This is a genomic window from Ruegeria sp. AP11 (genome assembly GCF_056535865.1).
Genome location: NZ_JBQFJB010000001.1, coordinates 1,106,202 through 1,118,135 on the forward strand (window position 1 = coordinate 1,106,202; position 11,934 = coordinate 1,118,135).

The window sequence follows — 11,934 nt, forward strand, 5'->3', positions numbered from 1 at the left end:
GTGATCAGGTCAAATCAGACCAGCTCTCCGGCCAGGGCCTTGTCGATCAGAGCAATGGTCTCGGACACACCATAAAGCGCGATGAACCCACCGAACCGGGGCCCTTGCGAGGCCCCCAGCAGCACCTCGTACAGCGCAGTGAACCAGCCTTTCATCGGATCGAACCGCTCGCGCCCGATGGCATAAACCACCGATTGCAGCGCTTCGTCTTCCGCTGGCCCGTCATAGGCCTCCAAGGCCGCCTTCAACGCCTCCAGCGCCTCGCGCTCCTGATCGGTCGGAGCACGGTGCTGACGCGTCGGCTTGACGAAATCGTTGAAGTAGCGCACCGCAAAGCCCGCAGCCTGATCCAGATCGGGATGCGTTTCGGCAGTGGCCTCGGGCGCATAGCGACGGATGAAGCCCCACAGCGCCTCTTTGTCCTCGGCCCCGGACACGGACGCCAGATTCAACAACATCGCAAACGGCACCATCAGCGTGGACACCGGTACATCCCCACCGTGAATATGCCAGACAGGGTTGTTCAGCTGCGCTTTCAGGTCCTGCCCCGGATAGGCCCGCAACTGCTGATGATACTCATCATAGGCCTTGGGGATCACATCGAAATGCATTCGCTTGGCCGTCTTGGGCTTTTGATACATGAAATAGGCCAGCGACTCGGTCGGCGCATAGGTCAGCCATTCATCGATGGACACACCATTGCCCGACGATTTCGAAATCTTCTGCCCGTTCTCATCCAAAAACAGCTCGTAGCTGAAATGCTCCGGCGCGCGACCGCCCAAAGCCCGGCAGATCGCGTCATAGATTTTCTCGTTGGTGGCGTGTTCCTTGCCGTACATCTCGAAATCCACGCCCAGCGCCGCCCAGCGCGCGCCGAAATCCGGCTTCCACTGCAGCTTGACGTTGCCACCGGTGACCGGCAGCGTCCATTCCTTGCCGTCTTCGTCATCGAAGGTAACTGTATAGGTCTCGGCGCAAACCTTCTTCATCGGCACGTACAGAACCCGGCCCGTTTCCGGGTGGATCGGCAGGAAGATCGAATAGGTCTGCTGACGTTCTTCCCGCAGGCTTTTCAGCATGATGGCCATCACGTCATCATATTTCTCGACCGCCCGTTTCAGGATCTCGTCAAACTGCCCCGAGCGATAGAAGTCGCGCGCCGAATAGAATTCGTACTCGAACCCGAAGGTATCAAGGAACCGGCGCAACATGGCGTTGTTATGCTCACCAAAGCTGTCATGCGTGCCAAACGGATCAGGCACCGAGGTCAGCGGGCGCTGCAAATGTTCTTCCAGCGCTTCTGGGTTCGGCACGTTGCTGGGCACCTTGCGCATCCCGTCCAGATCGTCCGAGAAACAGATCAGCTTGGTGGGAATATCCGACAGCGCCTCAAACGCGCGCTTGACCATCGTGGTCCGCGCCACCTCGCCAAAGGTGCCGATATGCGGCAGACCCGAGGGGCCATAGCCGGTTTCAAACAGCACATATCCCTTCTCCGGAGCGCCCTGCTTATACCGTTTGAGCAACCGCCGCGCCTCTTCAAACGGCCACGCCTTGGACGTCATCGCGGTTTCACGCAGGTCAGACATTTAGATACTCCATAGGGAAACGTGCCGGACACCCCATGCGCCCAGCCCGGCCCCTGTTATTGTGCTGGTGCAGCATGAGTCAATAAAACCGAGGGCTTTTTCTGAATCCGACCCTGCCAAATTCACGCCAGGTCCGGCAAACAGAACCGTTTTGAATTTCCGGGCAACGCGTTACCTTGCCCTTCAACACGCAGCCCGATCACGAGGTGCCCGATGGCCCGCCCAAATATCCGTATTGTTCTGGCCATTGTGGCGGTTTGCATCGGGTTTATGCCCATGGCTGCGCAATCGCAAACCAGCGAGGGTGCGCAATCCTGGCCAAACGGGGCGCTTTGGCTGCAAACGCCGGTCCCCGATCTCAGCGGATTGAACCACCGCCCCGCGGGCATCCACGGCAAGATACAAGCTGTCGGAGAGGACCTTTTCTTTGCCGATGGCACCCCCATCCGGTTTTGGGGGGCGAACCTGCAGGCTTATGCGCTGTTCACAACCGAGCCCCGCTTCATGCGCGCCCATGCTCAGCGCCTTGCGCGACTTGGGTTCAATCTGGTGCGCATCCATCACCACGACTCGCATTGGGTGCAGCCGAACGTCTTTGGAAGCGAAGCTCCGACAACCCGCAAACTCGACGGGTTTTCGATGAAAAAGCTCGACCAGTGGATCGCAGCGCTGAAGGCCGAAGGCATTTACATCTGGCTCGATCTGCATGTCGGTCGAAGGATCACCGCCGCAGACGGGATCGCGGATTTCGAAGAAATCGCCAAGGGCGAACCTTTGGCCAGTATCAAAGGTTTCAACTACATCTCGCCCGGCATCGAACAGCTGATGCTGGATTTTCAGGACAGCTATCTGCGGCACGTCAACAAGATCACCGGCCTGTCCTATGCCGAAGACCCCGCCGTCGTTGCGGTGATGATCACCAACGAAAACGATTTGACCCACCATTTCGGCAACGCGCTGCTGCCGGACAAGAACGTCCCCCGCCACAACGCAACCTACATGGCAGCCGCACGCGATTTTGCGGCTGAAAACGGTCTCGACCCGGAAGCCACCTGGCGATCGTGGCAGCACGGGCCATCCAAGCTGTTCCTCAATGACCTTGAGCGTCGCTTCAACGACAGGATGATCGAAAACATCGACACGACTGGATTTGAGGGCTTGATCACCACCACCAGCCTTTGGGGTGGCATGTCGGTTGCCGGGCTGCCCTCACTGACGCGGGGCTCGATGATCGACGGGCACAGCTATGGCATGGCGGGTGAGGTGTTTTATGACCCGAAGGCACAATCCGGCTTTCTGGACTGGCTGGCCATCGCGCAGGTCGTCGGACTGCCGTTCAGCGTCTCTGAGTGGAACATCCACGAATTTCCCAGCGAAGACCGGTTTATCGCGCCGCTCAGCGTCGCCGTTCGTGCCGCCCATCAGGGATGGGATGCGCCCATCGTCTACGGCTATGCGCAGCAACCGCTGAACGGCCCGTTGCGCCCCAGCAACTGGAGCATGGCCGAAGACCCAGCGATGATGTCGATGATGCCCGCAGCGGCCCTGCTCTATCGGCAAGGCCATGTGCGACTGGCGGCAAAGACCTATGCGATCTGCCCCGATCATGAGGTCTTTTTCGGCAACGCGATCACTCCGGCCTCATCGATCGGCATCAGAACCATCGCAGAACAGAGCAGGCTGGTCACCTGCATGCCAGACACCCCCGCGCTGCCTTGGCTGCAGGCAACGGAGCTGGCGGGCCAAACTCATGAGTTACTGGATCTCGAACGTTCATATCTGGACGCGGACACGCAAATCGTTACCGCTGATACCGGCGATTTCTATCGTGCGTTCTCCGAGGGTCTGTTCGTTGTCGATACTGCCAGCACCCAGGCAGTGGCCGGTCAGCTTTCCGGCAAGGCCGTCACCACCACGGATGTCATTTTCAATGTCGAAAACGCAATGGCCGCCGTCGCAGTACAAAGCCTCGACACCAAAGAGATCATGCAATCAGGGCGCATTCTCGTCTCATTGTCCGGGCGCGCGGCCCCCGAAGAACGCTCGTTCCGGATCGAACCGCTGGCAGGGCAACTTCACATCAGGGCGCGACCCGACCTGAAGCTTGCCTTTCCCGATCCAAGAAAAACAGCCGAAGACGCCCACAGCTTTCGGGACGGGATGCACGTGATCGATCTCGAAAAACTGGGGATCGGAAACTGGTTCTATCTCGAATGAATCGCCCGCAAATGCGCGGGCCTCAGCGATGCGCATATTCCAGTTGAACCCGGCCCCGCCCCCTCCTATCGTGCGCCTACACAAACATTCAGGACGTTTCCATGACCGAGCAGATCCCACACCCCATGTCCCCGCAGGATTGCCTTGTGGCAATCATGGTCGCGGTATCCGCATCGGACGAAAACATCCGCACCGCCGAACTGGTCAAGATCGAGGCCGCCGTCAACATGCTGCCGGTCTTTGCCGGTTATGATATCGACCGCACCCGCGTCGTCTCGCAGATCGTGTTCGACCTGTTCGAGCAGGAGGACGGGCTGGACGCCCTGTTCGGCCTGATCCGCGACAACCTGCCCGAGCGTCTGAACGAAACCGCCTATGCGCTGGCCTGTGATGTCGCCGCCGCCGATGGCGCGCTTGCCGAGACCGAACTGCGCCTGCTGGAAGAAATCCGCTATGAGCTGAGCATCGACCGCCTGCACGCCGCCGCCATCGAACGCGGCGCACGGGCGCGGCACACCGTCTAGCTGCCGTAAAGCGATCCCCAACGCTCCAACAGCGCCCGCTGCAAGTTACGCGACCGCCGATTCCACGGGCGCGCACCTTCGGGCCGTTCGCGGTGGGCGCGGGGGATCGTGGCGCGACGGGCGACATCGGCGGTGAATATGGCAAAGGCCAGCTCGGCCCCGTCCGTCGTGGTCAGATATCCGCCCAGCCCCGAGACAAAGTTCAACGTCCCCGTCTTTGCATCCACCCGAACCGGGTGATCCTTGACGGGTCGCCCGTTTTTGTCTGTCAGCGCAAAGGGTTTCAGCAAAGGCCGCAATTGATCCGAATTACCCGCCGCCGCCAACACCTGGGTCAATGCCACCGGCACCATGCGCGAGGCATCCCCCAAGCCCGAGTGATCCACCATCGCAATCCCGTCCGCACCAAATCGCTCAGCCGCCCAGCGGTTCATCTCCGCCGCTGACTCTGCAAGGCTCTCGGGCTTCAGGCCACGCGCTTTGGTGGCCGCCATCCCGACCATCTCGGCGGTGATATTGGTCGAATATTTCAGCATTCCCTTCAGGATGCTCTGCAACGGGTCGCTTTGATGCACCACCAAAGGCACGCCCTCCGGGGCCTGCCGCGTCACCTGCACCCGGCCCAGAACAATCCCGTTCACCCGCGCCAGCGTCCGAAACACATCGCCCGTATAAAGCGCCGGTTTGCGTACTGGCAGCCACCGCGCCCCGCCATTGCCCAACGCCCCCTTGGCGACAGTCCAGCGATCTTGCCGCGCGCTTGGCTGGTAGGTGTATATCGGCAGCTTGCGGCTCTCGACCCGCATCGCGGCCATGTCAACCGAGGGCGTATAATTCGCACTGCGCGCATCCATCGTCACGCCAAAGCCATCACTTTGGCGTTTCCATTCGAAATGCACCCGGTTGAAATTCAGCGATATCCCGCTGATCGCGGGGCTATAGCCCAGATGATCCGGCTGGCCCGGGTCGATGCTGAACACATAGGGCAACGCCCCGTCATACACCTTGAACGCACCGCGCACCTCGGTAATCCCAGCCTCGCGCAGATTGGCCGCCATACGCGCCAGCGCATCGGTATCCAGCAGCGGGTCTCCGCCGCCCGCAAGGATCAGATCCCCCCGCAAAATCCCGTTCTCGACCGGCCCATCGGCGATCAGTGCCGTCTCGAACCGGAACTCCGGCCCCAGAACATCCAACGCATAAAGCGCGGTCAGCGCCTTTGCGACGCTCGCAGGCGGGAGGCTTGCCCCTTCGCCATACACCTCAAGGGGGGCGCCGGTCTTTACATCGGCAACGGCAAAGACAACCTCACCTTTCAGCCCCGCTGCCTGCACCAACCGCTCGGCGCCGCTGGACTGCGGCCCCCGCGGCACCGGGCGCAGAGATACCAAAGGCGCCTCGGCCAGGCTCGTGCCCGGCACCAAAGACGCTCCCAATCCGCTCAGAAACAAACGACGCGAAATACGATCAACCATGGGTCTATTTGAATCCCAGAGTTTAAATGCAGACAATCACCAGATTAAGATTATGCGCCGACCGGAGTCATTCCGGCAACACCCCATCGCCCCAGATGCCGCGATTGCGAAGATCAGTTGAACTGACGTCAACCATCGGCACGTTTACGAAACACCAGGCCGGGGCCAGTGCCCGCCCCAGCAGATGCCGCGCCTGCCCGTCGATGCGATAGCTTGAATAGACCCGCGCCGCAGGCGACATCCGGGCCGAGATCCGATCCCCCGGCCGCGCCACCACGCCCACCGGCACGCTGTCCATGATCGCCCGCCAATCCTGCCAGCGATGAAACTGCGCCAGATTATCCGCCCCCATCAGCCAGACAAACCGGACCTGCGGATAAAGTCGCCTGAGCGCCGTCAGAGTATCCGCCGTCGCCCGCGTCCCTGTCAGCGCCTCGATATCCGTGACCTCGACCCTCGGATGCTGCATCACGGCCCGCGCCGCCTCTATCCGCCGCGCCAGAGGCGCAGGCCCGCGCGCTTTCAGAGGGTTCCCCGGCGACACCAGCCACCACACCCGATCCAGCCCGAACGCCTTCATCGCCTCACGCGTCACATGCACATGACCGCGATGCGGCGGATCAAAAGACCCGCCGAACAGCCCGACAACCTGCCCGGGCCGCGCATATGGAATGTCATAGCGTTCCATATCCTGCTGATGTTCAGAACCGGGCGGCGTTGTCAATCAACAGGTTGCACCACATCCCCCAGCCCAACCTGTCCAGGCTTGATCACTTCAGCGCACCACCCCCCATGCCCGCGCACGGCGGAATAACCCCCCTTGCCCAGCGCCTCCTCCATCCGGCTGCACGGCGCGCAGATCACGGTAAAGCGCAGGATGGCCTCGCCCACCTGCACCTCACGCCCTTTGAGCGCCGCCAGATTGATCCCCGAAACCACCAGATTGCGCCGCAGGATTTCAGGTGCCGCGGGCTCCTGCCCCAGATAAGACCCAATCGCCGCCAAATGCTCCCGCTGAATCAGCGTCACCGCTCGCTTGCCTGCACGGCCACGGTCGCCGTCGAGACCGTCGGGTGAGATGATGGCCGCGTCCACAATCTCCATCTCATCCCGCCGATCCGGTCTGAGACCGATCCAGTCCAAACGACCGGGCTGAGCCCACCCTGCAATGAGGTCTTTCAGAGACATATCGGGCCTTTCCTACACCATACCTCCCCTCATCTAGCAGTCTGGTCCTTCTGAGTGCAGTTGCTAAGAGTAACGCTGATTGATTTGTGAATTGGAGAAAAACATGTGCCTGACCATCCCCGAACCCAAAGAAGAACTATTCAAGCAAGGCTTCGGAGATCACGACAAGCTTTCGCGCAACGTGACCGGAGAAAAACTCTCCGAGCTTGTCGAGAGAATAAATGATCCTCTGGTGATTGCGCTGGACGGAGCCTGGGGTTCAGGCAAATCGTTCTTCTTGAAATGCTGGGTGCACGAACATGTCAAAGAAGAATACGGACGTTCGACCGAAACCGTATATTTCGACGCATTCGCCCATGACTACCTTGACGATCCATTGATCGACATAACGGCAGCCATCTCGGAACGGATGGAAAGCAAGCCACAAAGTCCGGCAGCCAAAGCATGGAAACAAGCCAAGAATGCGGCCCCGTTTCTCGGCAAGGCCGCGTTTCGTCTGGGTACTGCTGCGCTGGTCGGTAAGGCGATTTCTCTAACCAGCGAAGATGATGGAGACCTAAACGACATTGGTGACAAACTTTCCGAAGAAGGCGGCGAAATTTCCAAGTCGCTCGCTGAATTCTGGAAGAAAGAAGACGGACGACGGGCCGCAATGTTGGCCTTCAAAGACGCATTAGTTAATTTGTCAGACCCAAACGGACAGGGCGCTCCAAGGAACAAGCTGATCATCGTTGTTGACGAGTTAGACCGCTGCCGCCCGGACTACGCACTTTCACTGCTTGAAATCATCAAACACTTCTTCAACGTACCAGGCGTTCACTTCGTACTGGGGGTAAACCTATCAGAATTGGAAAACAGTGTTCGTGTGCGGTATGGCAGCAAAGTAGATGCGGCGACGTATCTTCAAAAGTTCTACTCTATCGTTATGAAACTGCCGCGTCGCATTCAGCACACTCAGGACTATGAACTCTACTTCCTTCACGCGTCTGGCCAAATGCAAATACCCACAACCCTTCGCAAAACAGCAGGTGCAATGCTGAAGCTTTACAACGGTCAGACACCGATGACCCCAAGGACTATCCAACGGATTTTGTCAGTTCTTGCCTTGCTTCCAACAAACAGGCCGCAGCACATATCCGATGAGATTCTTGTCACTGCAGCTATCACAAAGGTTTGCGCGCCCGGCGTTTACGAAGCGATGAGACAGAACGAAGTAACCCTACAAAATCTGCATCAGGTTTTTCGCTTTGGTCCAGACGAACAACATCTTTGGAAACTAGTATTAAATGCCGCTTCTGGAAGCGAAGTGGAATGGGGACCAGGCCAGCAATTGATATCCGAAAATCTCCTTCCGGAAATCTGCGATGAATATCTGGAGGCCTTTGACTCTGGCGCGCTGGAAATCAGATAGTGAAGTCACATTCATACACGATTGCCCCCACCAACCGCATCCGCTATCACACCGCCCAACTCAATTTCCCCGACCCAGAGGACGCGACATGGCCGCCTATCAATATGTCTACCACATGCAGGGTGTCTCCAAGACCTATCCCGGTGGCAAGAAGTGCTTTGAAAACATCCACCTGAGCTTTCTGCCCGGTGTGAAAATCGGTGTTGTCGGCGTCAACGGCGCCGGTAAATCGACGCTGATGAAGATCATGGCCGGCCTCGACACCGATTTCACCGGTGAGGCATGGGCCGCCGAGGGCGCCAAGGTCGGCTATCTGCCGCAGGAACCTCAGTTGGATGAATCGCTGACCGTCCGCGAAAACGTCATGCTGGGCGTCGCCGCGAAAAAGGCCAAGGTCGACCGCTTCAACGAAATCGCCATGGAGATCGCCGAGAACTACTCGGACGAGCTGATGGAGGAGATGACCACCCTGCAAGACGCCATCGACGCCGAGAACCTCTGGGACCTCGACAGCCAGATCGACGTTAGCATGGAGGCGTTGCGCTGCCCGCCCGACGATGCCAACATCGCCAACCTCTCGGGTGGTGAGAAACGCCGCGTCGCGCTCTGCAAACTGCTGCTCGAAGCGCCCGACATGCTGCTCTTAGACGAACCGACCAACCACCTGGACGCCGAGACCATCGCCTGGCTGCAACAGCACCTGATCGACTACAAGGGCACCATCCTGATCGTCACCCACGACCGCTATTTCCTGGACGACATCACCGGCTGGATCCTCGAACTCGACCGCGGCCGCGGCATTCCGTACGAGGGCAACTACTCCGCATGGCTGGAACAAAAAGCTAAACGGCTGGAGCAGGAAGCCCGCGAAGACAAGTCCAAGCAGAAAACCCTGCAGCGCGAGCTGGAGTGGATGCGTCAGGGCCAAAAGGCCCGTCAGGCCAAATCCAAGGCCCGGATCAACGCCTATAACGAGCTGGCCGAACAGTCCGAACGCGAAAAGCTGACCCGCGCCCAGATCGTCATCCCCAACGGCCAGCGCCTTGGCGGCAAGGTGATCGAGGTCGAGGGCCTGTCGAAACATATGGGCGACAAGCAACTGATCGAAGGTCTGGACTTTGCCCTGCCCCCCGGCGGCATCGTCGGCGTCATTGGCCCCAACGGTGCCGGTAAATCGACGCTCTTCAAGATGCTGACCGGTCAGGAACAGCCCGACGCAGGCACCATCACGCTAGGCGACACGGTCGAGCTGTCCTATGTCGACCAATCCCGCGACGACCTGAAAGACAACGACACCGTGTGGGAGGCGATCACCGGCGGCGCCGAGATCATCCAGCTGGGCGACGCGCAGGTCAATTCCCGCGCCTATTGCTCGTCCTTCAACTTCAAGGGCGGCGACCAGCAGAAAAAGGTCTCGCTGCTGTCAGGGGGCGAGCGCAACCGCGTCCACATGGCCCGCCTGCTGAAAGAGGGCGGCAATGTCCTGCTGCTCGACGAACCAACCAACGATCTCGACGTTGAAACACTGCGTGCGCTGGAAGACGCGCTGGTCGATTTCGCCGGCTGCGCCGTGGTCATCTCGCACGACCGCTTCTTCCTCGATCGGATCTGCACGCATATTCTGGCGTTCGAAGGCGATGCGCATGTGGAATGGTTCGAGGGCAACTTCGAAGATTACGAAGAGGACAAAAAGCGCCGTCTGGGCCCGGACGCGCTGGAGCCCAAGCGGTTGAAGCACAAGAAGTTTGCGCGGTAACTACTACATTTTGTAGAGCGCGGTGTTGCTCGTACAAAGCGACACCAAGCTCATCTTTAATTCACTTGAAAGGTATGGTTCTTAATGCTAAGTGCGATTCAGGAGATGCGGAATCCTTTCCGCGCTCGTTCCAGGGCCCGCACTTTAGGTGCGGGCTTCTGAGTTAATGTACTTCGTCTACCTCGATGAGTTTGGGCACATTGGCCCATACATAGAAAGATCGTCTAGAAAACACAATGAAAGCCCAGTTTTTGGGCTAGCCGGGATAATACTGCCGGAGGAAGCCGTTCGCCCTTTTGCGAGCTATTTTCTTAAGCAAAAGGGGCTGAACTTCAAAGCCGAAATCGATAGCACTGGCAAGATGGCCGCGAAGTGGGAGAAGAAAGGCACCTCATTTATTCGACCAAAGCCGATGCGGCAATACACGGAAGCTCGTCGCCTGTTACATCGCGTAATGAAAAAAGTCGGCGATTCTGGGGGACATCTATTCTACTACGGGCGAGAGAAAAAGCGCGGGCTACACGAGGACCTGAACTCAATAGGTCTTTACACTACCTGCTTCGCTCATACACTGCGGCAACTTGATCGTTTTTGCCATTCGCGCAATAGCAGCTTCGTAGTTATCGTAGACCAACATTCAGCACGTAAAGAACTATTGGAATGTGCCGCAAAAACAATGTTCGGGCATAAACCGTGTATTCATCTTGCAAGTCCGCCATTTGAAGTGGAGAGTTACCTCAACCAGAACATTCAAGCCGCAGATTGGATTGCGACGTTGGTAGGCCGCCTGGCCGCATATGAAGTTTGCCCAGAAGAGTACCAAGACTACGCTTATTTGCGAGAGATCTTTTCGGACCGCCTGAACGACCTAGGGTCAGGATGCATTGATTTCCCGAGCGCTGCGTGATTCACGGCTCCGAAAACAGAGCGGTGACATGAGCAATCTTTTCTGGCTGACCGACGCACAGATGGCGCGTCTGAAACCCTACTTTCCAAAGTCGCACGGTAAGCCAAGGGTCGACGACAGGCGGATTCTGAGCGGGATAATTTTCATCAACCGCAATGGGTTAAGGTGGCGCGACGCTCCTGAAGCCTATGGCCCACACAAGACGCTTTATAGCCGTTGGAAGCGCTGGAGCGAAAAGGGCATATTCGCGCGGATGATGGTGGGGCTAGCTGCCGAGCACGGCGAACAGAAGACAGTCATGATCGACGCGACCTACCTGAAGGCACATCGAACAGCGACCAGCATGGCCGCTAAAAAGGGGGGCGCGGTCGCCTGATTGGCCGGACCAAAGGTGGTATGAACACCAAGCTTCACGCCATTTGCTACAGCCAGGGACGACCGCTCGACCTCTTCATCACCGCCGGACAGGTCAGTGACTATATCGGCGCACGGGCATTGCTGGGCGGTTTGCCAAAGGTCGAATGGCTGCTCGGAGACCGAGGCTACGACGCCGACTGGTTCAGAGATGCGTTGAAAGACAAAGGGATACGCGCCTGCATCCCTGGACGAAAACAGCGCAAGAAGACCGTGAAATACGACAAGCGCCGATACAAACGGCGCAACCGCATTGAGATCATGTTCGGCAGGCTCAAAGACTGGAGACGCGTGGCAACCCGCTACGACAGGTGTCCCAAGGTCTTCCTCTCGGCCATCGCGCTCGCAGCCGTCGTCATCTACTGGTTATGAATCCTGACCCTAAAAAAGAACAGTCTATTAGACAAAAGACCTCGTAGAGAGGTAAAATCTCCAGCTAGCGGACCATTTGCA

The 11,934-nt window shown here is 58.4% G+C and carries 10 protein-coding genes; 6 read left to right on the forward strand and 4 right to left on the reverse strand.

Going from position 1 to position 11,934, the window contains the following annotated elements:
• Positions 1-14 precede the first annotated feature (14 nt).
• Entirely contained in the window at positions 15-1,589 is a 1,575-nt protein-coding gene (locus ACR3E4_RS05775; RefSeq protein WP_480534521.1) for a lysine--tRNA ligase, read from the reverse strand.
• Between the two features lie 213 nt (positions 1,590-1,802).
• Between ACR3E4_RS05775 and ACR3E4_RS05780 the strand changes: the two genes are divergently transcribed.
• Together ACR3E4_RS05780 and ACR3E4_RS05785 are read left to right on the forward strand one after the other, a co-directional pair.
• Entirely contained in the window at positions 1,803-3,806 is a 2,004-nt protein-coding gene (locus ACR3E4_RS05780; RefSeq protein WP_480534519.1) for a cellulase family glycosylhydrolase, read from the forward strand.
• Positions 3,807-3,907: 101 nt separating this feature from the next.
• The gene (locus ACR3E4_RS05785) at positions 3,908-4,330 is read left to right on the forward strand and encodes a tellurite resistance TerB family protein (RefSeq protein ID WP_480534517.1); all 423 of its coding nucleotides are present in this window, start codon (positions 3,908-3,910) and stop codon (positions 4,328-4,330) included.
• Here the strand turns inward: ACR3E4_RS05785 and dacB are convergent.
• The 3 genes from dacB to ACR3E4_RS05800 form a co-directional block, all read right to left on the reverse strand.
• Positions 4,327-5,805: a D-alanyl-D-alanine carboxypeptidase/D-alanyl-D-alanine endopeptidase gene (gene dacB, locus ACR3E4_RS05790; RefSeq protein WP_480534515.1), complete on the reverse strand. Its 1,479-nt coding sequence runs from the start codon at positions 5,803-5,805 to the stop codon at positions 4,327-4,329. The two genes, ACR3E4_RS05785 and dacB, sit on opposite strands and share 4 nt — an antisense overlap.
• Positions 5,806-5,872: 67 nt before the next feature.
• The gene (locus tag ACR3E4_RS05795) at positions 5,873-6,493 is read right to left on the reverse strand and encodes a nicotinate-nucleotide adenylyltransferase (RefSeq protein WP_480534513.1); all 621 of its coding nucleotides are present in this window, start codon (positions 6,491-6,493) and stop codon (positions 5,873-5,875) included.
• Positions 6,494-6,525: 32 nt separating this feature from the next.
• A complete protein-coding gene (locus ACR3E4_RS05800) occupies positions 6,526-6,993 on the reverse strand; it encodes an MOSC domain-containing protein (protein WP_480534511.1) in 468 nt (155 codons plus the stop codon).
• 103 nt (positions 6,994-7,096) lie between these two features.
• Here ACR3E4_RS05800 and ACR3E4_RS05805 point away from each other — a divergent pair, with 103 nt between their 5' ends.
• From ACR3E4_RS05805 to ACR3E4_RS05820, 4 genes are all read left to right on the forward strand, one after another.
• Entirely contained in the window at positions 7,097-8,404 is a 1,308-nt protein-coding gene (locus ACR3E4_RS05805) for a KAP family P-loop NTPase fold protein (protein ID WP_480534509.1), read from the forward strand.
• 88 nt (positions 8,405-8,492) lie between these two features.
• Positions 8,493-10,160: an energy-dependent translational throttle protein EttA gene (gene ettA, locus ACR3E4_RS05810; RefSeq protein ID WP_170468761.1), complete on the forward strand. Its 1,668-nt coding sequence runs from the start codon at positions 8,493-8,495 to the stop codon at positions 10,158-10,160.
• Between the two features lie 166 nt (positions 10,161-10,326).
• Positions 10,327-11,067, forward strand: coding sequence for a DUF3800 domain-containing protein (locus ACR3E4_RS05815; protein ID WP_480534507.1), 741 nt, complete (start codon positions 10,327-10,329; stop codon positions 11,065-11,067).
• Positions 11,068-11,095: 28 nt separating this feature from the next.
• A protein-coding gene (locus ACR3E4_RS05820; RefSeq protein ID WP_480536684.1) for an IS5 family transposase occupies positions 11,096-11,853 on the forward strand; the annotation gives its coding sequence in 2 pieces (ribosomal slippage) (positions 11,096-11,420 and positions 11,420-11,853; 759 coding nt in all).
• Positions 11,854-11,934 lie beyond the last annotated feature (81 nt).